24 protein-coding genes and 1 riboswitch are annotated in these 24,238 nt (G+C 61.1%); of the genes, 19 read left to right on the forward strand and 5 right to left on the reverse strand.

Annotated features, from left to right (window positions below):
• Positions 1-159 precede the first annotated feature (159 nt).
• Positions 160-1,998, forward strand: coding sequence for a glycosyltransferase family 39 protein (locus G453_RS26945; protein WP_084502046.1), 1,839 nt, complete (start codon positions 160-162; stop codon positions 1,996-1,998).
• 1 nt (position 1,999) lies between these two features.
• Positions 2,000-2,515, forward strand: coding sequence for a hypothetical protein (locus G453_RS27705; RefSeq protein ID WP_156920761.1), 516 nt, complete (start codon positions 2,000-2,002; stop codon positions 2,513-2,515).
• 284 nt (positions 2,516-2,799) lie between these two features.
• Here the strand turns inward: G453_RS27705 and G453_RS0102175 are convergent, their stop codons facing one another.
• Positions 2,800-3,777 carry a chemotaxis protein gene (locus G453_RS0102175; protein WP_027189717.1) on the reverse strand — a complete coding sequence of 326 codons (978 nt, stop codon included), beginning with the start codon at positions 3,775-3,777 and terminating at the stop codon, positions 2,800-2,802.
• Positions 3,778-4,220: 443 nt separating this feature from the next.
• On the opposite strand from G453_RS0102175, the gene G453_RS0102180 reads away from it, so the two are divergent.
• The 10 genes from G453_RS0102180 (at position 4,221) to tssG (ending at position 11,399) form a co-directional block, all read left to right on the forward strand.
• Positions 4,221-4,514, forward strand: coding sequence for a late competence development ComFB family protein (locus G453_RS0102180; RefSeq protein ID WP_027189718.1), 294 nt, complete (start codon positions 4,221-4,223; stop codon positions 4,512-4,514).
• A gap of 89 nt (positions 4,515-4,603) precedes the next feature.
• The gene (tssB, locus tag G453_RS0102185) at positions 4,604-5,086 is read left to right on the forward strand and encodes a type VI secretion system contractile sheath small subunit (RefSeq protein ID WP_027189719.1); all 483 of its coding nucleotides are present in this window, start codon (positions 4,604-4,606) and stop codon (positions 5,084-5,086) included.
• Positions 5,087-5,175: 89 nt separating this feature from the next.
• Positions 5,176-6,669 (forward strand): type VI secretion system contractile sheath large subunit, encoded by a 1,494-nt coding sequence (tssC, locus tag G453_RS0102190; RefSeq protein WP_027189720.1) that lies wholly within the window; start codon positions 5,176-5,178, stop codon positions 6,667-6,669.
• A 24-nt stretch (positions 6,670-6,693) separates the two neighbouring features.
• Positions 6,694-7,179, forward strand: a complete 486-nt coding sequence (tssD, locus tag G453_RS0102195) for a type VI secretion system tube protein TssD (protein WP_027189721.1) — start codon at positions 6,694-6,696, stop codon at positions 7,177-7,179.
• A gap of 186 nt (positions 7,180-7,365) precedes the next feature.
• Entirely contained in the window at positions 7,366-7,509 is a 144-nt protein-coding gene (locus G453_RS27710; protein ID WP_156920762.1) for a hypothetical protein, read from the forward strand.
• A gap of 44 nt (positions 7,510-7,553) precedes the next feature.
• On the forward strand, positions 7,554-7,751 hold the full coding sequence (locus G453_RS0102205; protein WP_027189722.1) for a hypothetical protein: 198 nt from the start codon (positions 7,554-7,556) through the stop codon (positions 7,749-7,751).
• Positions 7,752-7,816: 65 nt separating this feature from the next.
• Positions 7,817-8,017 (forward strand): hypothetical protein, encoded by a 201-nt coding sequence (locus tag G453_RS0102210; protein ID WP_027189723.1) that lies wholly within the window; start codon positions 7,817-7,819, stop codon positions 8,015-8,017.
• Between the two features lie 221 nt (positions 8,018-8,238).
• Entirely contained in the window at positions 8,239-8,655 is a 417-nt protein-coding gene (gene tssE / locus G453_RS0102215; protein ID WP_027189724.1) for a type VI secretion system baseplate subunit TssE, read from the forward strand.
• A 3-nt stretch (positions 8,656-8,658) separates the two neighbouring features.
• Positions 8,659-10,392, forward strand: a complete 1,734-nt coding sequence (tssF, locus tag G453_RS0102220) for a type VI secretion system baseplate subunit TssF (protein ID WP_027189725.1) — start codon at positions 8,659-8,661, stop codon at positions 10,390-10,392.
• Entirely contained in the window at positions 10,356-11,399 is a 1,044-nt protein-coding gene (tssG, locus tag G453_RS0102225; protein ID WP_027189726.1) for a type VI secretion system baseplate subunit TssG, read from the forward strand. The genes tssF and tssG overlap by 37 nt, the downstream gene beginning before the upstream one ends.
• 172 nt (positions 11,400-11,571) lie before the next feature.
• Here the strand turns inward: tssG and G453_RS0102230 are convergent, their stop codons facing one another.
• From G453_RS0102230 to G453_RS0102240, 3 genes are all read right to left on the reverse strand, one after another.
• Positions 11,572-12,525: a chemotaxis protein gene (locus G453_RS0102230; protein ID WP_027189727.1), complete on the reverse strand. Its 954-nt coding sequence runs from the start codon at positions 12,523-12,525 to the stop codon at positions 11,572-11,574.
• A gap of 202 nt (positions 12,526-12,727) precedes the next feature.
• Positions 12,728-12,816: riboswitch (cyclic di-GMP riboswitch) on the reverse strand.
• 82 nt (positions 12,817-12,898) lie between these two features.
• Positions 12,899-13,447 carry an HPP family protein gene (locus G453_RS0102235; RefSeq protein ID WP_027189728.1) on the reverse strand — a complete coding sequence of 183 codons (549 nt, stop codon included), beginning with the start codon at positions 13,445-13,447 and terminating at the stop codon, positions 12,899-12,901.
• 30 nt (positions 13,448-13,477) lie between these two features.
• On the reverse strand, positions 13,478-14,095 hold the full coding sequence (locus tag G453_RS0102240; protein ID WP_051271458.1) for a CBS domain-containing protein: 618 nt from the start codon (positions 14,093-14,095) through the stop codon (positions 13,478-13,480).
• A gap of 148 nt (positions 14,096-14,243) precedes the next feature.
• Here G453_RS0102240 and tssH point away from each other — a divergent pair, with 148 nt between their 5' ends.
• From tssH to G453_RS0102270, 6 genes are all read left to right on the forward strand, one after another.
• Positions 14,244-16,886 (forward strand): type VI secretion system ATPase TssH, encoded by a 2,643-nt coding sequence (gene tssH / locus G453_RS0102245; RefSeq protein ID WP_027189730.1) that lies wholly within the window; start codon positions 14,244-14,246, stop codon positions 16,884-16,886.
• A 155-nt stretch (positions 16,887-17,041) separates the two neighbouring features.
• Positions 17,042-17,740: a CAAX prenyl protease-related protein gene (locus G453_RS0102250; RefSeq protein ID WP_043643954.1), complete on the forward strand. Its 699-nt coding sequence runs from the start codon at positions 17,042-17,044 to the stop codon at positions 17,738-17,740.
• A 361-nt stretch (positions 17,741-18,101) separates the two neighbouring features.
• Positions 18,102-20,684: an ATP-binding protein gene (locus G453_RS25910; RefSeq protein ID WP_169725275.1), complete on the forward strand. Its 2,583-nt coding sequence runs from the start codon at positions 18,102-18,104 to the stop codon at positions 20,682-20,684.
• 110 nt (positions 20,685-20,794) lie between these two features.
• Positions 20,795-21,457, forward strand: a complete 663-nt coding sequence (locus tag G453_RS0102260) for a flagellar brake domain-containing protein (RefSeq protein WP_027189732.1) — start codon at positions 20,795-20,797, stop codon at positions 21,455-21,457.
• 61 nt (positions 21,458-21,518) lie between these two features.
• Positions 21,519-22,382 (forward strand): PilZ domain-containing protein, encoded by an 864-nt coding sequence (locus tag G453_RS0102265; protein ID WP_043643956.1) that lies wholly within the window; start codon positions 21,519-21,521, stop codon positions 22,380-22,382.
• 106 nt (positions 22,383-22,488) lie between these two features.
• Positions 22,489-22,689, forward strand: coding sequence for a hypothetical protein (locus tag G453_RS0102270; protein ID WP_027189734.1), 201 nt, complete (start codon positions 22,489-22,491; stop codon positions 22,687-22,689).
• Positions 22,690-22,809: 120 nt separating this feature from the next.
• Here G453_RS0102270 and G453_RS0102275 read toward each other — a convergent pair whose 3' ends face one another.
• Positions 22,810-23,031, reverse strand: coding sequence for a rubredoxin (locus tag G453_RS0102275; RefSeq protein ID WP_027189735.1), 222 nt, complete (start codon positions 23,029-23,031; stop codon positions 22,810-22,812).
• 75 nt (positions 23,032-23,106) lie between these two features.
• Here G453_RS0102275 and G453_RS0102280 point away from each other — a divergent pair, with 75 nt between their 5' ends.
• Entirely contained in the window at positions 23,107-24,237 is a 1,131-nt protein-coding gene (locus G453_RS0102280) for an FtsX-like permease family protein (RefSeq protein ID WP_027189736.1), read from the forward strand.
• Position 24,238: the final 1 nt, after the last annotated feature.

A 24,238-nucleotide genomic window follows, 5' to 3' on the forward strand; every position in this document is an offset into this window, starting at 1 on the left:
AATCAAACGGCGTGGTGCGCGGCAAGCGCCAGCAATATCAAGAAAGGCCCTTTCGAGGGCCTGAGGTTTGATAGAGTTGCCGACGACCTGTTCGTATCTGTAGGCCGGAGGAACTGGCCCTCAAATAATGCCCGTCACAAAGGGGTCGGCACAAGTCATATGAGCCGTTTATTAGTTACCCTCGCTGTCGTTGTGGGGGCGTGTTTGCGTTTTTACGCACTTGGAACTCCTTCAATGTGGTGGGATGAGGTTCTTGTTCCGCTCACATCCCGGCATTCACTTGAGTACATTCTAGATTTTTGCCGTTATTGCGAAATACACCCTCCTTTGTTTTATATTATTACAAAAGGAGTGTTGATTTTTGGAGAGTCTGAGTTTGCTCTTCGATTCCTGCCTGCGCTCTTTGGCGTTGCTTCCATTTATTTGGCATACATTGTTGTAACAAAATATGCAGGGCAAGTTGCTGGATCGCTGGCATCTGTTATGCTCGCAGTCGATCCGTTTGCTGTTTCTGTTTCTCGTCAAGTCAGGCCGTATACATTGGTGATATGTTTGTGTTTTGTTAGCTTATATTACTTGAAGAATTATTTGGATGATAGAAGGCTGAGGAGTGCTGTTCAGCTTGCGCTCGCAAATTGTGCGTTAATATTTCTGCATTATACATCTGTGCTTTTTGTTGCAGCAGAATGCGCTGTGGTTGTTGTGGTGAGTCTGGCGTTTCGTCGGCCTGTAATGTCGAAGCAAAACGCCGTGCTTGCGTTGATGACGCTTGTCGCTGTCGTTGGTATGTCCTACTTTGCTGTCCCATATTTTCAGTCACACAGGGGGATCGTTAATTCGGCAACTCATTGGGATATTGTGGTGTCGTTTTCGAGAAACTCTGTTGCTGCCCTTCTTGGTGGTTTCTATTTTTCGCCCGTCCCTCTTGTCGTGGCGTATTCTCTGGGGTTGTTTGCTCTTCTAAAGCGGGATGTGGCTAGTTTTGTTGTGGGTTTGTCAGTTCCGTTATTCACACTGGTTGCTCTTTTGACTATGAAGTATGGGTCGTTCTTTAATCCATGGCACCTTAGTTTTTTGCTTCCGACATATTTGGTGGTCCTTACGTCGGCCTTTTGTTGGAAGGTTGTTTCACGAAAGTATCAATATGTACTTGGCTTGCTATTTTTAGTATTTCTGTACAGTGGGGTCTCTTCACTCTTGGTGGGGAAGTATGATTTGCGAGGTACAGGGGGAATTGTGAAGGAAGAGGTCGCTGTGTTGCGAGATCCTTCTTTTTATGGTCAAGTTGTTTACGCAGAACCGTCTCAGCTAAATGTTCTTTCTTGGCACTTGTCTCGTGAAAAAGTCTATAACGCCTTTTCTGCGCCAAGAGTGGAGCCGTTGAAGTTGTTCAATATATATTTCGCAGCTGATGAAAAGCGCTTCCAGGAGGCAACTGTTAAGGATGAAGATTTGCATGCTGTGGCGGGTGAAGTGCGCAGGGTGCATGTTGTCGAAAATACCAACCTTTATTCTTGGAATAACCTCCGCCCTCACGGAGTGGCTTTTACGCATCTTCCCTTTGAGGATCATGTGCCAATGACAATATCAGGGTTTACTCGTTCTGTTTATAGCAGTACTGATCTGGCTCTGATGTCCAATTCTCTTGTCCCGGTGTTTCACGGTTTGCCGGGTTCGTTTGAAAGCTTGATTTTGAATGATTCAGGGGTGGTTTCTCCACAGGTTGTAACTTTGATATTTCAATATTCTAATCGGAGCAGGAATAGTCAAATTACATTTGAGGTTTGGTTTGATGATGAAGTGGAGCATCACTATAAGACAAGTATTGGGCCTGATGTTCAAGAAGACATTGCATTTGTCATCGATAGGAACAAGTATTATAGTAAAATTCATGTCCGCGTTGCATTGAGTCTTAACGATATTTCACCTGCATATGCTGGTGGAAATCAGGAAACTTTGCAATTCAAGTCTTTCGATGTTTATGTTAGGGAAAAATAAGATGCGAAAGTCCTTTTCTTGTTTGATGTTGTTTCTTGCGTTGTTTTTTTCTTGCAATTCCTGTTCGCGTGACAATTCAAGCTCTCTCACTTGTGCTGAGCTTGACACTGTTGATTTTGTACGCTTTACCTCAACGCCGCTTGTTTATTCGCAGGGATTGCTGGGTGTCGAACGGGACAAGTCACTTCGCTGGAGATGGGCTCTGGGTCCGAGAACCTACATAGCTTTTATAAGCAACAAGCAGTCTGTTTACCGTGTTTCATTTAAAATCAACAATGCAATCGAAAACCAGCGCATAACTATTTTTGCCAATGGGCAATTTAAGCGACGTTATGAGGCGCTTCCGCAAACCCCTTGGCTTATGGACACCATTCCTGATTCTTTTGAATTTGACTCGCAATCTGGGCTCAATGTGATTGAATTTGAATCAGAGAAGTTCAATAGGGAAGAATCTAATCCGGATGGCAATCCCTATGCATTTAACTTTCGAGAATTGCAAATAGTTCGTATAAACTAATAGCGTTACTTTGGGGTAGTGTCGCTTTTCCCACTTGCACTTTATTTCTGCGCCTATCAGTAGACCTTCTTCGTTTTCTGTTCAATCGATGACGTCTAAGAGCGTGGCATTCGCTTGGCGATGATGGCAGGCTACGGTAAGATTTTGGTCAATTCTGATCTTCGCGCGAGTAGTGTGCAAAACGTCGAAACCTTGCTCGTCAGTCAATTGATCCCGCCAAGCAAATCATTCTTTCACATAAATGAAATCGCCATGCCGTCTGGCTATGGAGACAATTGTCGCTCCTACCTCGTGGCGATGCACTTCCTGGCCAGATCGGCCATTATCTCGCGCGCCATCATTTCTGTCTGGGGCTTGGGGAACTGCCCGTCGGCCTTCACTGAGTGCCCTTTGTGCTCGGTCTCGGGCGTTATGAGCGACGAGAACAGATACACCTGCAAGGGCGCCAGTGCCGGGTCGTCCTTGATGTTCTTGCACAGGGTGTAGCCGTCCATCACCGGCATCTCCACGTCGGAGATGACCACGTCCAGCATGTCGCAGATGGTCAGCCCCTGTTCCCTTGCCTCCTGGTTCTTGGCCCGAAGGATGTCCAGTGCGGCCTGCCCGCTGTCCGCCGAGATGACCGTGAAGGCCTCATCCTGTTCCAGGGCTTTCTTCACCATTCGCCGCACCAGCGCCTGATCGTCCACGTGCAGGACGTTGATGTTGCGGTCGGACGTGACGCCCGTGGACACCCCGAAGAAGTCCTTCCCGGCCTGCGGGTTCAGCTCGATGACGATCTTCTCCAGATCCAGGATGAACACGATGTGTCCTTCCAGGCTCACCATGCCGGTGAAGGCGTTGCGGGAGTACTCGTTGATGTGCTTGTCGGGCTGCTCCACGTCGGCCCAGCTCAGGCGGTAGATGCGGGTGATGCCGGAGACCAGGAAGGCTGTCATCACCTGGTTGAATTCGGTGATGATCATCTTCAGGGTGGAGTGATCGTCAGGGAGGTCCTGCTCCAGGTATCCGGCCAGGGACACGATGGGCACCACCTTGTCGCGGTCCTTGAAGTGGAAAGCCCCCCACACGCAGGAGTGCGTGGTGCCGGGCGGGCGCATGACCTGGTCGGGCAGGCGGGTGATCTTCAGAACCTTGGCGACGTTTATGCCGTAGTAGGCCCGGTGGACGGCGTCCCCGTCCGGGATGTCGAGATAGAAACACATGATCTCGACTTCGTTGGTGCCGACTTCGGTGAGGGCCAGCTTGCGGTCAGTGCTCATGTACGACCTCGAGTTGGGTGGTGGCGGGGGAAGGCCCGCCGCATGCGCAGGCGGGGAGCTGGCCGCTTCGCGTCCTGCATGCCGTCGGATGGGGAGCGCAAAACAGGGGACGTGTACGAATCCCGGACGACCGTATGCCTATCGAACATCCTGCTCAAGTGGTAAAAAGCGTCGGCGCGACTGCGGGCCTGGGCAGCCGGGGGGCGGCGAGAGTCCGGTTGCTCGCGCGCATGGACATGGGAACATTGCGGCGTGAGAGCCACCGGCTTGCCAGGAGCGCGAGGCGCTTGGCGTGCCGCCCGGCGGGCGTTGACTTGCGTCCACGTCTTCTTGGAACCTTTTCCGTCTTTTTTCCACACAGGCTCTTTGAACCGGCAGAAATCTTTGCTAGGCTCAAGGTTAGAGAAAAGTTCCGGCACACGGTCCCATGGAGGCTTGCTGTTATGAAGGATGAGCTCCTGCTGGTGAAAGGCGTGAACCTGACCAATATCCGCAACAAGAATGAGGTACGGGTGGCCAGGCTGATGGAGAAGGTGCTGGCGGCGGAGGGCGATCCCGTGACGGACCCCCTGGACATCCAGGATGTCTACGCCCTGGCTCTGAACATCCTGCCGTCGCGCTATCGTCAGGCGGGAACCATCGTGCTGTCCGAGCCGGTCAAGGACACCCACATCGAATCGGCCATCCGCCGCGCCATGCGCACCGTGCAGGAGCGCCCCAGCCGCCCTGCCGATTAGGCCTGTGGGCAAAGCGGAAAAAATACTTCCCATCCAACGGGTTTCTGGTAGGAAGAAGTTGAAACTCCCAATCCCTTCAGGAGGGTATCATGGCTCAGGAAGCGTCCGTCGCCCCTAAGGAACGTGTGAACATCGTCTACAAGCCCGCCACCGGCGACGCCAAGGAAGAGATCGAACTTCCCTTGAAGCTCCTGGTGCTTGGCGATTTCGTCAATCGCGCCGATGACCGCACTCTGGAAAACCGCGAGCCTATAAGCGTCGACAAGGACAACTTCGACGACGTGCTCAAGGCCCAGAAGGTCGAACTGAACATGACCGTGGCCAACAAGGTCTCCGGCAAGGAAGGCGAGGAACTGGGCGTCCACCTGGGTTTCAACAGCCTGAAGGACTTCGAGCCGGACGCCATCGCGGCCAAGGTCCCCGAACTCCAGAAGCTCATGGAGTTGCGCGAGGCCCTGAAAGCCCTCAAGGGGCCGCTGGCCAACGTGCCGGAGTTCCGCAAGAAGGTTCAGGACATGGTGCAGGACCCCGGCCTTCGGGACCGCCTGCTGAAGGAACTCGGCCTGGGCTGAGCCCTGGTCCTGCCCGTGCTGGCTGATATTTCCCGTTCTTGACGCAGGGCGGCCGCCCCGGACGAGGCCGCCACAAAGGAGGATTTCAGATGGCCGACGAAGCGACACAGGCCCAGGAAGCCCCGGCGCAAGCCGCTGCGGCTGCTGCCGACGCCTCGCTTTTGGACGATATCGTCGAGGCGACAAAGCTAAAACCCTCGGACGACGCCTTCTCAACCACCAAGCAGGGGCTCCAGGCCTTCCTGGAGGAGCTGGTCAAGCCCGAGCGCGCCGGTGCGCGCATCTCGGGCGCGCTGGTGGACGACATGATCTCCCAGCTGGACCAGAAGCTCTCCGCACAGGTCAACGAGATCCTGCACAATCAGGATTTTCGCAAGATGGAGTCCGCCTGGCGCTCGCTCAAGTATCTGGTGATGCACACCGATTTCCGCGAGAACGTGCGCCTCCAGTTCGTCAACGTCAGCAAGGAAGACCTGCTGAGCGACTTCGAGGACGCGCCCGAGGTGGTGAAGTCCGGCCTGTACAAGCAGGTCTACACGGCGGAATACGGCCAGTTCGGCGGCCAGCCCTTCGGCGCCATGATCGCCAACTACGATTTCGGCCCCGGACCCCAGGACGTGAAGCTGCTGCAATACTGCGCCTCGGTGGCCACCATGGCCCACGCGCCTTTCATCGCCGCAGCCGGGCCGCAGATGTTCGGCATCGAGAAGTGGGAGGACCTGCCCAACCTGAAGGACCTGCAATCCATCTTCGAGATGCCCCAGTACACCAAGTGGAACGCCCTGCGCGAGTCGGAAGACGCCCGCTACCTGGGGCTTACCCTGCCGCGCTTCCTGCTGCGCCTGCCGTTTGGCCCGGACACCGCGCCCGCCAAGAGCTTCACCTTCAAGGAAGACGTGTCCGGCGGCGACGACGACTTCTGCTGGGGTAACGCGGCCTTCGCCTTCGCCTCGCGCCTGACGGACTCCTTCGCCAAGTACCGCTGGTGCGCCAACATCATCGGCCCCCAGGGCGGCGGCGCGGTGGAAGACCTGCCCCTGTACCAGTACGAGGCCATGGGCGAGATACAGACCAAGATTCCCACCCAGGTGCTCATCAGCGAGCGCCGCGAGTTCGAGCTGGCCGAGCAGGGCTTCATCGCGCTCACCATGCGCAAGAACTCCGACAACGCGGCCTTCTTCTCCGCCAACTCCGTGCAGAAGCCCAAGTATTTCGGCATCTCCAAGGAAGGCAAGGAGGCCGAGCTCAACTACAAGCTCTCCACGCAGCTGCCCTACATGTTCATCATGAACCGCCTGGCGCACTACATCAAGGTGATCCAGCGCGAGAACATCGGCACCTGGAAGGAACGCTCGGACCTGGAAGACGAACTGAACAAGTGGATCAGCCAGTACGTCACCGAGATGGACAACCCCGCGCCCAGCGTGCGCTCCAGGCGTCCTCTGCGCATGGCCAAGATCGAGGTGCAGGACGTGCCCGGCGATCCCGGATTCTATTCCGTGTCGCTTTTGGCCAGGCCGCACTTCAAGTACATGGGCGCGTCGTTCACCTTGTCCCTGGTGGGCAAGCTGGACAAGAAATAACCAACCCACCATGGAGGTATAGTCATGGCTCTTACCGCGTACATGAAGGTCACGGGCAAGACTCAGGGGCAGATCAAGGGAGATTGCGACCAGTCCGACTCCAAGAAGAAGGACACCATGCTGGCGTACCAGTCCAACCACTATGTGGAGATCCCCAAGGATACCCACACCGGGTTGCCCACCGGCCAGCGCATCCATCATCCCTTCACCGTGACCATCCACAAGAACAACGGCTCTCCCAAGCTGGCCCAGGCCTGCTGCAAGGGCGAGCAATGCACCGTGGAGATCAACTACTTCCGCATCAAGCCCGACGGAAAGGAAGAGAACTACTACACGGTGAAGATGGAAGACGCCATCATCGTCATGTTCCGGGAATACACTCCCATGACCTTCCTGCCCGACAACAAGCCCTTCCACGATATGGAAGAGGTGAGCTTCACCTATTCGAAGATCACCTGGACCTACAACGACGGCAACATCGAATACACCGACGACTGGAAGGGCGCGTAAGCCGGATATCCCCCCGGCGGCCCGCATGGGCCGCCGGGACTTGACGGGCAGCACGTTTGAGATCAGGCAGCAGGCGATTTGTCGGGTTCAGGCCTGGCAGGCGTCGATTGGAGCAGGGCGGGCGAGTCGCGGTGAACCCGCCGCATCACATGCACCGCATCGGGGGCGTCGCCCCAGGAGTTCATCATGTTCGTTTCCATGTCGCTTTTTCCACTGGTCGATCCGATTGTGGACGTCATCGTGGACCCTGAGCGCGATTCCATCATCGATCCCATCAGCGGCGAGTCCTGGACCCCTGACGGCGGTGCGTCACCCAGCACGACCCCGTAAGGTCCCCCCGGCATACCGGCACAACCTGAACAGTCGAGGTCCGCATGGCCGAAGCGCAATCCTACTTCTCGCCGGATGATCCGTCCGACGAGCTGTTCGTCCTGCCCGAGGACTACGTGAAGGACCCCGTGTTCGTTCCCGGCGACGGGTGCGACGCTGAAGAGGGACAGGCGCAGGCCCAGGCCGCCGCGCCCGAACCGGACAGCGGCGCCAAGCAGGGCGGTCAGGCGAGCAGCGGCTAGCGCCACGCCGCTTGACCCAAACCCCATACCGCACTAAGCCCCTGCCTCTTTCAGGAGGAAGCACCATGCGCGGCGACGACGACGATTTCAAACGCGGCTCCTGCGGCGACGACGACACCACCCCCGAGGACCGCACCTGCCCCGACCTGACCCCGGCCACCGGGCGCGACAACATCCAGATGTTCTGGGAATCTATCGGCATGAAGCCCGGCGACGACTGGAAGAAAGAGGCCGAGCCTTGCAAGAAGCGCGGGGGCGACTGCTAGCAGCCTGTTGAAAAATCCTCGCTGGCTACGTTGCATGGAAAAAGCCAAACCCTCACGTATGCCGAATACGCATCGGGCTTGACTATTTCCTGCGCCTTGCCAGCGCGTTTTTTGAACAGGCTGCAAGAATCGACTTCCTCCGCTGCTGTCAGCTTCCATTGCGCCCCTGCATTGACGCGGGCGGACGGTTCCTCTAACACTCCGAAAAGAAAGGACCGTCCATGTACCAGCAGCGCCTGCTCGAACGCATCCGCGAGGTGGAGAAGCACCCGGAACTGCGCGGCAACCCGGACCCCGAGGTCGTGGTGGCCTCGGTGATGAACCATCTGCGCAAGATCCTGAACACCAAGCAGGGCACCGCGCTCATCGACGACGATTTCGGCGTTCCCGACTTCACCAACCTGGGCTCCACCTTCGGCCAGGACACCATCCCGGACATCCAGCACTCCATCGCGGACGTGGTGCGTAAATACGAGCCGCGCTTAAAAGGCGTGGCCGTCACCTACATCCCCCAGAGCGACGACGTGCTCCAGGTGGCTTTCAAGCTCGAAGCCGTCATCCAGACCGAATCGCGCGAGGTGCCCGTGGTGTTCGAGACCATCATCGACCCCGACGGCAAGGTCAGCGTCAAGGAGTAGACCGTGATCAACCGCTACTACCAGCGCGAACTGGCCAACCTGCGCGGCCTCGCGGCCGAGTTCTCCAAGAAGCACCCCGCGCTGGCCCCCATGCTCTCCGGCCCAAGCCAGGACCCGGACGTGGAGCGCCTGCTGGAAGGCTCGGCCTTCCTGTCGGGGCTCATGGCCCAGAAGCTGGACGACGAATTTCCCGAGATCATCCACGGTCTCATGCGGCTGGTGTTCCCGCACTACCTGAGCCCCGTGCCGTCCATGACCATCCTGACGTACACGCCCAAGCGCTCGCTCATGGAGCCCCTGCACGTCCCGCCCGGAACCCAGGCCTCGTCCATTCCGGTGGAGGGCACCAACTGCACTTTCACCACCTGCTACGGGGTGGAGCTTCTGCCGCTGGTGATCGGCGAGACCACGCTGCTCATGACCGGCGGGCGCGCCACGGCGCTGCGCGTCACCTTCGAGCTGCAAGGCATGCAGCTCTCCAAGTGGAACTCCAAGAGCCTGCGCTTCCATCTGGCCGGGGACTTCGGCCACGCCGCCGACCGCTACCTGCTGCTCATGCGCCGCACCGCGCGCATCACCCTGCGGCCCAAGGACGGCGGCTCGCCCGTGGTGCTGCCGCGCTCGAGCCTGGTTCCCGTGGGCTTCGGCGCGGACGAGGCGGCCATCCCGTACCCCAGCCAGTCCTATCCGGGCTATCGCATCCTTCAGGAATACTTCACGTTGCCGGAGAAGTTCCTGTTTTTTGACGTCAAGGGCCTGGACACATGGCAGGATCGCGGGCCGGGCCAAGCCTTCGAGATGCTCTTCGAGTTCGACGGCCAGGTGGCCGACCCACCCTCGTTCAACAAGGACAGCCTGGCGCTTTTCGCCACCCCGGCCATCAACCTGTTCCCGCACGAGGCCGACCCCATCCTGCTGGACCACCGCATGCCCGAATACCGGGTCATTCCGGGCGGGGAGTCCTCCGGGCACTTCCAGGTGTACTCGGTGGACAAGGTTATCGGGTTCATGCAGGGCGCGGCGGGGCAGCGCGAATACTTCCCCTTCGAGATGTTCAACCCCATGAGCGAGGCGCGCCCGGTCTATTCCCTGACCCACCGCCAGAGCGCCCTGGAGGAGCGCACGGAGCTGTATCTGTCCGTGGCCTACCCCAAGGGCTCGGGCGATCCGCAGACCGAGACGCTCTCCATGTCCATCCGCTGCACCAACGCCACGCTGCCGGAGAATCTCCAGATAGGCGACATCAACAAGCCCACCGAGACCTCTCCCGTGCTGGCGGATTTCTCCAACATCCGCCCGCCCACCGCCACGCGCCAGCCGCCCATCGGCAAGGAGAGCCTGTGGCGGCTTCTGTCGCACCTGTATCTCAACTATCTGCCCCTGGCCGACACCGAGAACCTGAAGGCCCTGGTGAAGCTGTACATCTTCCCGGAGACCAAAGACCGGGCCGGAGTGCTGGCGGGCATCAAGCGCGCCGAGGCCGTGGCCGAGATGAACGTGCAGACCACCAACCGGCTGGTGCAGGGCATCATGATGCGCGGCCAGCTGATCGAGATGAAGCTTGATCCCACAGGGTTCGCCAGCATGGGCGACATGTACCTGTTCGGCTCGGTGCTGGACAGCTTCCTGGCGGGCTACGCGGCAGTGAACTGCTTCACGCGCCTCGGCGTGGAGGACGTCTTCAAGAAGGAGCGCTACGAATGGCCGGCCAGGATCGGGGAACGCTTCCTCTTGTAATCCAGGGGCTGGCCGACAAGCCCCAGGTCTACTCCTACTTCCAGGCCGTGCGCCTGCTGAAGCTCTGGACCGGCAAGACCGGCGAGGCCGAGGCCCAGGGCTTCTACGACGACACCCTGCGGGTGCGCCCGCACCTGTCCTTGTCCTTCCCCGGCTCGGACATGACCGAGATCCTGCTGGACCCCGCAGACCCGGAACTCGGGGGCCAGGCCGCGCGCGTGGACATCACTGCCACCTTCCTGGGGCTTTACGGCACCGGCTCGCCCCTGCCGACCTTCTATACCGAGGAGCTGCTGGACGAGCGCTCCGACGACAAGAGCGTCTCCCGCGACTTCCTGGATATCCTGGGCAACCGGACCTTCGTCCACTTCTACCGCGCCTGGGCCAAGTACCGCCTGCTGGTCAAGGCCGTGGACGAGGAGGACCGGGACTACCTGGACCGCCTCTATTGCCTTTTGGGCCTGGGGCACGAGGAACTGCGCTCCAAGCTGTCGCGCCCGTCGGCGGCGCTCCGCTACATCGGGCTGTTCACCCAGTACCCGCGCTCCGCCCTGGGGCTGAAAACCATGCTGGCCGACGCCGTGGGCCAGGGCAGCTGCGTGGACGTGGAGCAGTGCGTGCACCGCTGGGTGCCTATCCCGGAGGACCAGCGCAACTCCCTGGGAGGGGGCGGCTGCACCCTGGGCGAGGACTGCTGGGTCGGCGGGCTGGTGGAGGACCGCATGGGCAAGATCATCGTGGAGTTCGGCGGGCTGGAGGCGGCAAAGTTTCACGAACTGCTGCCGGGCCGGGAGCTCAACTACCACGTGGAGAGTCTGATCGGCATGTATCTGGTGGAACCCGTGGAGCACGACCTGCGCCTGAAGCTCCTGCCGGGGCAGGTGCAGCCCGCCCGTCCGGGGCAGCCGCAGTGGTCGCGCCTGGGTTACGACACCTGGATTCTCAGCGAGGGCTTCACCGGGGAGGCCGAAGTGACCTTCCCCGGCCTGAGCGGCGTTCCGGCCTGAGGCCGTTGCTGGTTGTGTGGCGCCATGGACGCAACGCCGTTCCGCCCTGGAAGCGGCCGGCAGGAGGGCTGTGGTGGCGCGAACCGGAGGTTCTGGACATCAGGCCCCGGCACGGGCGCGTCGATGATGAACGCGCCTTGCCGACAGTTTGCGCCGAACGTCTCTTTCCCGGCTACCCCTTGCGCAGCAAATCCATGGCCTTCTCGATCAGCTCGCCGATCTTGGCCTTGGAAATCTGGGCGTCGGCCCCGACCGAGACCCCCTTGTGGTACAGGCTCTCCGTGATGATGGACGAGCACAGCATGATGGGGATGGACTTCAGGATGGGGTCTTCCTTGATCTTGCGTGTCAGGTGATGGCCGTCCATCAGGGGCATCTCGATGTCCAGGATGGCGATGTTGACCAGATCCTTGAGGTTTGCGCCTTCGTTTGTGACTTTCGCCTTGACCTCTTCGAGATACTCCCAGGCCGTCTTGCCGTTCTCGAACTGATGAACCTCGAAGCCGTTGTCTGTCAGCAGCTGGAACACCATGTTGCGGGCCATGGTGGAGTCGTCGGCTATGACGGCTTTGTAGGACGTCCCTTCGAGCTCTTTCTTCATCTCGCTGCTGACGGTCGTGTTCACCACGGTCTGCTCGTTCAGCTTGGCGACGATCTTCTCCAGGTCCAGAAGGAACACGATCTTTCCTTCCAGCCGGACGATGCCCGTGATGGAGTTCGAGGTGAGCGAGGAGAGCTGGATGTTGGGCGCTTTGACCTCGTTCCAGCTGAGGCGGTAGATGCGCGTGACGCCAGACACCAGAAAAGACGTGATGACCTGGTTGAATTCCGTGACGATCACCTTCAGCACGCCGGTCTTCTGGAGTTTCTTGCCCACCCACTGGCTCAGGTCGATGAGCGGCACGATCTCCGAGCGCAGGTCGAAGGCGCCCATCACCGACGGGTGTGACGCGTCGGGCATGTCCGTGAGCTCGGGCAGGCGGATGATCTCCAGCACCTTGGCCACGTTCATGCCGTAGTAGGTCCTGCTCACGTTGCCCGTTTCGGTGTTCTCCTCATCGACGTAGAATTCGACGACTTCGAACTCGTTCGTTCCGGACTCCAGCAAGATGTCTGATCGCGACATGGCGGCCTCCTGTCTTGGACGCTGTGTGAAAACGATTAAGCCGGTGGAGACCATGTGTTCGCAAAACGGTTTTCGCGTGCCGGCTGCATTGAATCGACGTTACCGTGTCGTGAAGTGCGCGTTCTGCCGCGTTTGCTCAACTCGTGCTGCTGAGGCGACACGAAGCGAAAGGCCGCGAGAAGGGCGCACCCGCATGGTGTGCCTGTGCAACCCGGCTTTCTCGCGCCTGAAGGAAGGTCGAGATCCGTGGTTTTCCGAGCCTGCCTCACGACAGGGGTGGCGAAGATTAGGCAGCCCAACTAAATAGAAAAAATCATTTTAACGCAACTGCATTGTGATGATTTCCAGCAGCATTTTCATCCAGGCGGGATGTTCACCACCAGTATTCGGGATAGCGCCTGCCCGGAATGGCGTTGTTCACCAGGAGCACAGTTCCCAGGAGTATAAGCGTGCCTGCCGCCACCGGATACAGCACATAATGAAAGCCCATTCCGGTTATTGGCGTGCCACCGATCACCGCCACCAGGGCCGTGGCCCCTCCGGGAGGATGCAGCGTCTTGGTGGCGTGCATCAGGGCGATGGCCGTGGCCACGGCGGCAGCGGCCACCAGCCATTGGGGGCAGACGGAGCCTGGCATCCAGCGGGCCAGGGCTACGCCGACGGCCGCCGACAGCACGTGCCCGCCGATCAGGTTTCGCGGCTGGGCCAACGGGCTCCTGGGCGCGGCGTACAGCAGCACGGCGGAAGCGCCGAACGGCCCAAACAGCAGGGACGCTTCCATCAAGTTGGCGGTGGTGGAGTGGATCAGGCCCAAGGCCGCCAGCCCCAGGAAGGAACCCAGCCAGCTGCGGGCGATCTCCGCCCAGGAGACGCGCGGCGGGCTTGGCCCGTTGCCGCGCATTTTGGAGAAGTAACCGTTCACGCGTACGTCCTTTTCGTTCACGGATATGTTTCAGGCGCTCTGTCCCAGCGTGACGCCGAAGGCCCGCAGCAGGTCCGTGTGGGTGATCATGCCTGCCAGGCTGCCTGCCTCGGTCACGGGGAGGCGGCGGATGGCCTTGGCGGACATGAGCTGCGCCGCGTCCGAGGCCGCCATGCCTGCGTCCACGGCCAGGGCAGGGGCGGTCATGATGTCGCGCACCAGGAGCCGCTCCAGGTCCGCCGGAGCGCAGGCGTTTCCGGTCTGCATCTGGCGGCCCAGCACCTGGGCCACCAGGGCCACGGGCGGGGCGTTCTTGGGCAGGCCCAGCGCGCCCAGGAAGTCCTTCACCGAGACCACTCCCAGCAGCTGGCCCCGGGAGACGACCGGCGCGCCGGATATCCCTGCCTCGGCCAGCGTCCGCGCCGCTTCCGGCAGGGGGGTTTCCGGCTCCAGCGAGACCACCTGTCGCGTCATCAGGTCGCGCACGCGTACCGCCTCGCGCAGCCGCCTGAGGGTCTGGACGTGGGCCACGCGAAAGAGCTCGCGGGCGTCCGAGGGGGTTATGTCCATGAAGGAGTCCAGCTCCCGCATGGCTTCGATTATGTCCGCGTCAGTGGGCGCGGTGCTCAGTCTGTCGGGGGAGGGCATGTCTTACGCTCCTTTCGGAAAGGGCCGCCTCGTGGTCAGGACGGTTTTTTGCGGGAAATAGTCGCGCGCATCCTTCCCAAATACCAGTGCATTGATGTACGGATACGGGAAAATCCAGCAACCCTATCCGTTCTCCGGGAGTCTCCAGATGATAAATGTGAACATGAAGTCCCTGCTGGCCAAGCTCAACGGTTTCTGCACCAACACCCTGCACAACGCGGCAGGGCTCACGGTGTCGCGCACGCAGTACGAGGTGACCGTGGAGCATTTCCTCCTGAAGTGCTTGGAGGACACCGGCTCGGACATCCCCACGGTGCTGCGCGCAAGCGGCGTGGATTCAGGACGCCTTGTGGCCGGGCTGACCGATTCGCTGGAGGACCTGAAAACGGGCAACTCCGGCAAACCCACGTTCTCGCCGCTCCTGATCGAGCTGTTTGAGGACTCCTGGCTGGTGGGCTCCGTGGACCTGGGCGACGCCCGCGTCCGCTCCGGTGCTGTGCTGCTGGCCTTCCTGGCCAGGCCGACCTTCTTCGGCTCTGGCCCGTACCTGGACCTTCTGGCTCCCGTCAACCGCGAGAGCCTGCTGAAAGACTTCTGGAACGCCACCAAGGCCTCCTCCGAGGCCAAGGCCGCTTCTGAGAGTGCCGGGGGCGCTGCGGCTCCCGGGGCTCCTGGCGCACCCGGCGGCCCCGGCGGGACGGAAGGCAGCTTCATCGCCCGATTCTGCCAGGACTTCACGGCCAAGGCCAGGGCCGGGGGCATCGACCCCGTGTTCGGGCGCGACAACGAAATCCGCCAGATCGTGGACATCCTGGCCCGGCGGCGCAAGAACAACCCCATCCTGGTGGGCGATCCGGGCGTGGGCAAGACCGCCGTCATCGAGGGGCTGGCGCTTCGCATCGCCCAGGGCGATGTGCCCGAATCGCTCCAGGAGGTCACGCTCATCAACCTGGACATGGGCCTCCTGGAGGCTGGCGCGGGCATGAAGGGCGAGTTCGAAAACCGCCTGCGCGGCGTCATCACCGAGGTGAAGTCGAGCGAGAAGCCCATCATCATGTTCATCGACGAGGCCCACACCCTGGTGGGCGCGGGCGGCACGGCGGGCGGCTCGGACGCGGCCAACCTGTTAAAGCCCGCACTGGCGCGCGGCGAGCTGAAAACCTGCGCGGCCACCACCTGGAGCGAGTACAAGAAATACTTCGAGAAGGACCCGGCCCTGGCCCGGCGCTTCCAGATGGTGAAGCTGGACGAGCCAAGCGTGGAATCCGCCGTGCTCATCCTGCGCGGGCTTCGCGACAGCTACGAGAAGAGCCACAAGGTCATCATCCGAGACGACGCCATCAAGACCTGCGCCGAGTATTCAGACCGTTACATCGCGGCCCGCTTCCTGCCCGACAAGGCCATCGACCTTTTGGACACCTCCTGCGCGCGGGTGAAGGTGAACCTTACGGCCAAGCCCGCCTCCCTGGAGGACGCCGAGCGCAGGGTGCAGGCCTTCGAGCGCGAGAAAAAGGCCCTGGAGCGCGACAAGGACAACCACGTGCCCATCGACGAGGAGCGCCTGGCGGAGGTGGTTGCGGGAATCGCCGAGTGCACGGCCAGGGCCGTTGACCTCCAGGCTGCCTGGGACAAGGAGCGCGAGGCCGCCCACAAGGTGCTGGCCGTGCGCGCCCAGATAGCCGACGCGGCGGACGACGCGGCCAAGGCCGCCCTGGCCGCCGACCTCCAGGCAGCTGACCAGGCCTTGAAGGATTTGCAGGGCGACGCGCCCATGATCCAGATCGAGGTCAATCCGGATCTGGTGGCGCAGGTCGTGGCCGACTGGACCGGCATCCCTGTGGGCAAGGTGGCCCGCGACCAGGCAGCCACCATGGTCAACCTGGAAGAGCGCCTGAAGGTGCGCATCAAGGGCCAGGACATGGCCCTGGACGTGGTGAGCCAGGTGATAAAGGCCGCCAAGTCCGGCATCAAGAACCCCGACCAGCCCACCGGCGTGTTCCTGCTGGTGGGGCCGTCTGGCGTGGGCAAGACCGAGACCGGGCTTACCCTGGCGGACATCCTGTTCGGGGACGAGCGCAACGTGGTCAGCGTGAACATGAGCGAGTTCCAGGAGAAGCACACGGTGTCGCGGCTCATCGGGTCGCCTCCGGGGTACGTGGGCTACGGCGAGGGCGGCATGCTCACCGAGGCCGTGCGCCAGCATCCCTACAGCGTTGTGCTGCTGGATGAAGTGGAGAAGGCCCACCCGGACGTGCTGAACCTGTTTTATCAGGTGTTCGACAAGGGCATGCTCTCCGACGGCGAAGGCAAGGAGATCAACTTCAAGAACACCCTGATCATCCTGACCTCCAACCTGGCCACGGATGTGATCCAGGAGATGACCAAGGAGGGAGCGGGCGTGCCCTACGACGCGGTGCTCTCCGCCGTGCGGCCCATCCTCTCGCAGTACTTCAAGCCCGCGCTGCTGGCGCGCATGTCCATCGCGCCCTACGTGAGCCTCTCGCCCGAGGCCATGAAGAACATCGTGATTTTAAAGCTCGACAAGTTGAAGAAGATGCTCCTGGAAAACAACAAGATGAAGCTGTCCTACACCCCGAAGGTTGTGGACGCCGTGGCCGCGCGCTGCACTGAGGTGGAGACAGGGGCACGCAACATAGAGTACATACTGAACGGCAACGTCCTGCCGCGCATGTCCCAGGAGATCCTGGGGCACATGACCACGGGCGGCATGCCTGCGGCCGTGACCCTGGATGTGGCCGAGGACGGCTCGTTCGCCATCGAGTTCGCCTGATAGCGCGGGCCTCGGCACAGGCGGGCGTTGGTCGATGACATGAAGCTTCAATGACGGGACAGGCAATCGGATGGCGGAGCCAGCCAGGCTCCGCCATCTTGTCGGCTGGGGCATATGTACGATGTAATGGAACCATATATGCAAAAGGACAGCATATGGATGACGCAGTGCCGGTTCAGAAATACTCGCAGATGATTCCACGGGTCGTTCCGTTCTGTATTTTCGCTGTATTCATCCTGGCGCGCGAGGTCTACTCGCATGTGGCCGGAGCGCTTCCTTTCGAGGCGTACGCGGTGTCTTACGTTCTGCAAGTCGGCATGGTCGCGGTCTCGCTCATCCTGTACTACGCAAAATATATCGAGATAGTCTGGAATGATCTGCTGAACGTCCGCGATTCGCTGTTCTCCATCGCCGCTGCCGTGGCAGTGTTCGGCGTGTGGGTCACCTTCGGGCAGCACATCCTCGTTTTCGGGAGCACCAACTCGCCCGACTTCAACGCGATCCAGCCGGAATCCCTGCGGTATTCGTTCATGGGCGTGCGCCTGCTTGGAGCGGTGGTCGTGGTGCCCATCATGGAGGAGATCTTCTGGCGGTCCTTCGCGGCCCGCTATCTGGTGAGCGAGAAGTTCACCAGCGTGCCCATCGGGCACTTCACGCTGTTCTCCTTCGCGGGCACTGCCCTCTTGTTCGGGCTCGAACATACGTTCGTTTTTTCGGGAATCGTGGCCGGGTGCGCCTACAACCTGCTGCTCTGGCGCACCAGGAGCCTGTCGCAGTGCATCTTCTCCCACGCGCTTACCAACCTGCTCCTGAGCGTGTACGTCCTGAATACAGGCAATTGGCAGTTCTGGTGATGCCGGGGCGGATCTGCGTCCGCAGGCGTGGCGGCCATGTGTTTTGCACATAGGCCGAGAGTTTCAGCATGTCGTGGTTTGAACAGGTGTGCGGTTGCTTTAAAGAGGCCGCGTTGTCCGGGCGCGTGGCAGGAATAGTTTTACATGCGTCGTTTTTGCTTTTGACGCTCAGTTCGTATCCTGCCATGATAGGAGAACATCTGCCCAAGCGCGCAAAACGCCTTTGGGCAGAGTTCGTCCCTTCTCCAGGTCACCCATGAATCGTTTTGCCATACGAGTTTTTATCCTGACGCTGCTGCTCCTGGCGGGCGTTCTTGTTCAATATCCGGCCCAGGCGGGACAAACCGCCGACTCTGCCGTCATGAAAAGGCCGCATCGCGTGCTGGTGCTGCACTCCTTCAACCAGGGCAACTTCAGGACCGACGGCCTGGCCAGGGGCATAGCCGACGCGTTTCAGGCCAGCGGGCTGGGCATCCAGACCGCCACTGAATACCTTGACCTCCCTATTCTCGGAAACACGCCGCAGTTTTCCGCCTTTCTTGAAGGCAAGCGGGCCTCGGTCAAGGCCTTGCTGGATGCTGGCCCCGTGGACGCGGTGCTTCTGACCGACCTCGTGGCCATGAACTTCTGGGCGGAGAACAGCGCCGGGCTGGGTCCGGACATCCCCGTTGTCTACTGCGGGGTGGGGGACTCCATCCCGACGGAGATTCTGGCCCTGAAGCGGGTGACCGGCGTGGTGGAGCGGCCCGGTTTCGGCGATACCATCCGCGAGGCGAGGCGGCTGTTTCCCAAGGCCGACAGGCTGCTGGTGGTCGGCGAGCCGGGGCTCATGTTCGAAGCGAACAGGAAGCTGTTGCACGCCGATGTGGATGCGTTCAAGTCCGAGCTTCAGGTGGAATACCTGCCCGACAGGGACATCGAGGCCATAGAGCGCAGGCTCAGCCAGTTGGAGCCCGGCTGGCTGGTGCTTACCGTGGGCCGCCCCGAGCAGAACGGCAAGGTGATGTACCAGACTGACGCCGCCGCGCGGATCTCCAAGGCCAGCCGCGTTCCCGTGTTCGTGATGTGGCGCTCCTGGATGGGGCACGGCCCCGTGGGGGGCAAGATCATCGTGCCTGAGGATCAGGGCGAGGCGGCTGCCGAGCTTATTGCTGAAATACTGCGGGGAAGGTCCGCCGATCAGCTCCCGCCCAGGGTGGAGCAGGCGGGCAGGTATGTTTTCGACCACACCGTCATGGAGCGCTTCGGCTTGCGCGAATCACAACTGCCTCCGGACGCGCTGGTGCTGAACAAGCCCGTGTCCTTCTACGAGACCAACCGCCATCTGGTCTGGGTCTGGGGGTTGGTGACGGCCCTGCTGTTCGTGATCTCTGCGGCGCTCGCGCTGTATGTGGCGCAGCGGCGAAGAGCCCAGGACCTCCTGGCGGCCCAGGCGAACTTTACCCAGTCGCTGATGGAGGCCATGCCCACGCCGGTGTTCTACAAGGACGCCAACGGGCTTTACCAGGGGTGCAACCGGGCCTTTGAAGAGTTTTTCCAGACCCCCCGCAAGGATCTCATCGGCAAAAGCGTCTTCGACATCTATCCGCCCGAGGAGGCGGCGGTGTTCAAGCGCAAGGACGACGAACTGATGGCCGCGCAGGCTCCCCAGCGCTACGAATTCGACAAGGCGAGCCCCAACGGAGTTCGCCAGGTGATGATCCAGAAGGCCGTGTACCGCAACGCCGCAGGCAAGTCAGTCGGGCTGGTGGGCGTATTCGTGGACGTGACCGATCTGCGCCGCGCCGAGCGCGAGGTGCAGAAGACCGGCAGCTACCTGCAAGCCATCCTGGACTCCTCCCCCCTGGCGATCTTCTGCGTGGACGAGGAGGGCGTCATCACCCACACCAACCTCAAGGCGCGCGAACTGTGCGCAGGGCGCCCCCTCACCCGCCTGCAGGAAGCGCTGGACCGCATGGGGTTCCTGATGGATTCGGTGCGCGACTCCATCGCCACCGGAGAATTGCACGCGCTGCCCAGACAGGTGACGGAAGTGGACGGCGCGCCTCACGCCGAGGACGTGGTGATCTATCCGCTCTACGCCATCGGCCTGCGCGAGGCGGTCGTGTGCATTGACGACGTCACGGAACGCCACCGCATGCAGCAGATGCTGGTGCAGTCGGAGAAGATGATGTCCGTGGGCGGCCTGGCTGCGGGCATGGCCCATGAGATCAACAACCCCCTGGGCGGAATCATGCAGAGCGCCCAGGTGGTGATGAACCGCATGCGGGTCGATCTGGCGGCCAACCGCCGCGAGGCCGAGAAGCTCAACTGCCCCATGGAGACCATCCGGGCCTACCTGGACGCGCGCGACATCCCGGAGCTTTTGGGAAACCTGCGCGAGTGCGCCAAGCGGGCGGCGGACATCGTGGCCAACATGCTGGAGTTCAGCAGGCGCAGTTCGTCCGCGTGGCTGCCGGTGGAGGTCAACGCGCTGGTGGAGAAGGCCCTGGATCTCTGCCATCAGGACTACAACCTCTCGGAGAAGTACGACTTCAAGAGGATCGTCATCCACAGGGAGTTCGACGCGGCCAACCCGAGCGTCCCCTGCTCCGCGCAGCAGATTCAGCAGGTGGTGTTCAACATCCTGCGAAACGCCGCCCAGGCCATGGCCGAGGCGGGAACCTCCGAACCGTCCATCACCGTGCGCACCGGCAAAAGCGACGAGTGCGTGTTCATCCAGGTGTCGGACAACGGGCCGGGCATGGACGAAGCCACTAAGCGCAAGGTGTTCGAGCCTTTCTTCACCACCAAGGAGCCGGGCCTGGGCACGGGGCTTGGCATGTCGGTGTCCTACTTCATCGTGCGCGAGAACCACGGCGGCGAGATCGACGTGGACTCAGAGCCGGGCAAGGGAGCGCGCTTCACGGTGAGGCTTCCCGTGAAGGGCGCGAGGTGCCGCTAGTGTCGCGCCCCTGCAGGACATGAACGTGTTTTTCAATTGAACAACACATGATTTCCACGTGTTGTTCGCGGTTTTACTGGCCGCTCAAATCCACTGACCAGGACTGACCAATGGACACCAGGCAGGCTTTTTCCGACGGTCGGGACATCTTCAAGACCTTGCCCCCTGGGCTGCCCATCCTGTTCCAATTCCCCGGCCAGAAATCCAGCTACAAGACAAGCTACGTGGGCACCGCGCCGGGCGACGCGGTCATCATGGCGCTGCCCATGAACCCCGGCGTCACCCAGCTCCTGGCCGAGGCGTATTCCATCGTGATCCGCTTCGTCCACGAGGGCCAAGCCTACGGTTTCGAGTGCCACTTCGTGGCCGCCATCAGAAAGCCCTTTCCGCTCCTGTTCGTCACGTATCCCCATCGCGTCCATCAGGTGACGGTGCGGGCCTGCGAACGCCTCGCCCTCCTGGAGCGGGCGGTGCTCTCGGCAGGAGGGACGCGCCTGGAGGGGGTGATGACCGACGTGAGCTGCGGGGGGTGCAAGGTCAAGCTGCCCCGCTCGGAATCCTCCCTGGCCCTGGCGGCGGGAGGCGAGGTGGTGGTGGAGTTCTCCATGAGCATGGAGGAGGACGTGCCGATCGCACTCAGGGGCATGCTGGTGGAGGTGGACAGCGAAGGCAAGAAGGTCAAATGCCGGGTGACTTTCGTCAAGGAGCAGGAAAAGGAGCTCTCTTTGCTGGCGACGTTCTTGCAGTATGTCGTCCAGATGCTGAAGGACTGATGTGTTGACCGACCGGCCCGGCGTCGTGTAGCGAACCGTCAACACTTTACGCCGTGCAATCATGATACTTGATCTCTTCAAGAAAAAAAAATCCCCACTCGATCCCGCTCACCGGGAGGTCCTGGAGCAGGCCCAGTTGCAGCGCTCCAAGATGGATCTGGTCTTTGAGGAGTCCGTAACCTCCATCACGGGGCTCAGCTGCGCGGTGAACACCATCGGTCAGCAGTCCATGGCTCTGGATGTGTACGGGCTGACCAAACCCGGCAACTTCTCAGGCAGGTACTTCAGCTGTTATTTCCGCATCCGCGAGGGCAAGACTGGATTCGCATTCCATTCCTTCCGGGCGAAAGTGCTCGAAGTGCGTCAGGCCAAGAACGGCGGCATAGTGTTTGTCGTGTCCCTGCCGAGCGGAGTGGACAGATCCCAACGGCGGCGCAGCATGCGCGTGCGCCCGGACCTGGGCTGGTTCGAAGAGCTCATGTTCTGGCGGGGGGCCAAACTCCAGAATCCGGAAAAGGATGCCATCCTGCTCGGCCTGAACGAGCTGCGCCAGGGCAAACTGTGCCGCCTGGAGAACATTTCGGCGGGGGGCGTGGGCCTGCATCTGGAGCGCGAGTTCTGCCGCCAGTCCCAGTTCTGCCCATCCATGCACGACGAATTCACCGTGTACCTGCGTTTCGCCCAGGACATGCGCAATCAGCCGCGCGAGCTGTGGTTCACCGGCAAAGCCGTGCGTGTTTCCGAGGACCCGGTCACCAGGGATACGGACATCGGGGTCGAATTCCGGCATGTGGGGCGAAAACCCGCCACGGACGAGGAGATGGAGTGGGTCTCGGTTCAGGAGAACGTTGCCGAGGAGCTCATCACGCGCATCTTCGAGTGGCACGCCGCAATATGCCGGGAGCGGGCCGGCACCGTGGAGTGATGCAGCCCCACGTTGCAATCACACGTCTTTTTTCACTCCCGCATTGCGCCTGGGCAGCAGATGGTCTACAGAGTGGGCTAAGAACTCCAAGGAGGGACTGCCTGCCATGAACATGAAGGATATTCGCGACAAGGCCCGCACAGTAGGCGTGAAGGTCGCAGTCGGCTGGACCAAGACCACCGCGATCCGCGCCATCCAGACGGCCGAGGGCTTTGAAGACTGTTTCGGACGGGGCCTGTACTCCGTGTGCGGCCAGCCCGACTGTTGTTTCCGTCCGGACTGCGAGAAGATTCCCTCAAACGGCTAGGCCGTGAGCCTGCGGGGAACGGTTTGTGCATGTCGCGGACGTTTCCGCGTGGACATGCGGTGCGACTCCGAACGCGGTTTGCCTGACGGAACGGGGCATCTCCCAGCCGCGCTCCTGAGGTTATCGAGGCGTCTCGCAGACCACTTCCGCTGTGGAGCCGGGGCCGGCCACAGGCCTGAAGCACCGTTTGGTTGCCCCGCAGACGGGACACTTCCAGTCTTCGGGGAGGTCCGCAAAGGCCGTGCCGGGGGGAGTTTTGCTCTTTCTGTCGCCACGGTCCGGGTCATAGACGTAGCCGCAGTTGGTGGTCTGGCAACGGTACATGTCTTCCGGTCTGGCCATGATTCCACTCCTTAGCTCGCGGTGAGGGGACGTAGATCACTCTCTAACCCACCCAGCGCCGGGACGCAAAGCCTCATGACGTATCTTATCGCGCTGCGAAACCTCATGCACGACAAGGTCCGCCTGGTGGTCACGCTCACAGGCGTGGTCTTCGCGGTGGTGCTTATTGCCGTGCAGTCCGGGTTGTTCGTGGGCTTCACCACCGCCACCGCCACGGTCATCGATAATACCGAGGCCGACATCTGGATCACTGCGCGCGGCATGCGCAACTTCGACGTCACCTCGCCGCTGCCCCAGAAATCCTACTACCAGGCGCTTTCCACGCCGGGCGTGCTGGACGTGCGCAGGCTGGTGGTCCAGTTCGCCAACTGGAAAAAGCCCGACGGCGGCACGGAGAGCGTGGAGGTGGTCGGCTACGACCTGAACGCCGGCCTGGGCAAGCCCTGGAACGTGGTGGAAGGCACGCTGGACGCCCTGAACATGACCGACACCGTGGTCATCGACGAAGTATACAAGCACAAGCTTGGCGTGGAAAAGCTCGGCGACACCGTGGAGGTCAACGGGCACCGCGTCCGGGTGGTGGCCTTCACCCGGGGCATCCGCTCCTTCACGACTTCCCCTTACATTTTCTGCTCCTTGCCCATCGCCCAGACCATAAACGGACTGCGCGAGGGCAAGTTCACCTACGCCCTGGTGAAGCTCTCGCCGGGCAGCTCGCTGGAGTCGGTCCGGCGCGCGCTGCTTGCGCGCGTGGACGGGGTGGACGTGTTCACCAGCAGCGAATTTTCCAAGAAGACCCAGACATACTGGATGTTCACCACGGGCGCTGGGCTGGCCCTGCTGATCGCCGCCGCCCTGGGCCTGGTTGTCGGCGTGGTGGTGGTTGCCCAGACGCTCTACGCAACCACCATGGACCACCTGGCCGAGTTCGGCACCCTGCGGGCCATGGGCGCGCCCAACTCCTACATTTACCGCATCATCGTCATCCAGGCCCTGGCCAGCGCAGTGGCGGGCTACACCCTGGGAATATCCGTCGCCTACGTCATCGTGCAGTTCTCCGAGAAGGGCGGGGCGTCCATCCTGCTGCCGCCGTGGCTGGCGGCGGGGCTGTTCGTGGTTACTGTGTGCATGTGCGTTGGCGCGGCCCTCATCTCCATCAACAAGGTCACCACGCTGGACCCGGTGATGGTCTTCAAGGGGCGCTGAG

Source organism: Fundidesulfovibrio putealis DSM 16056 (genome assembly GCF_000429325.1).
GTDB classification, from domain to species: Bacteria; Desulfobacterota; Desulfovibrionia; order Desulfovibrionales; family Desulfovibrionaceae; genus Fundidesulfovibrio; species Fundidesulfovibrio putealis.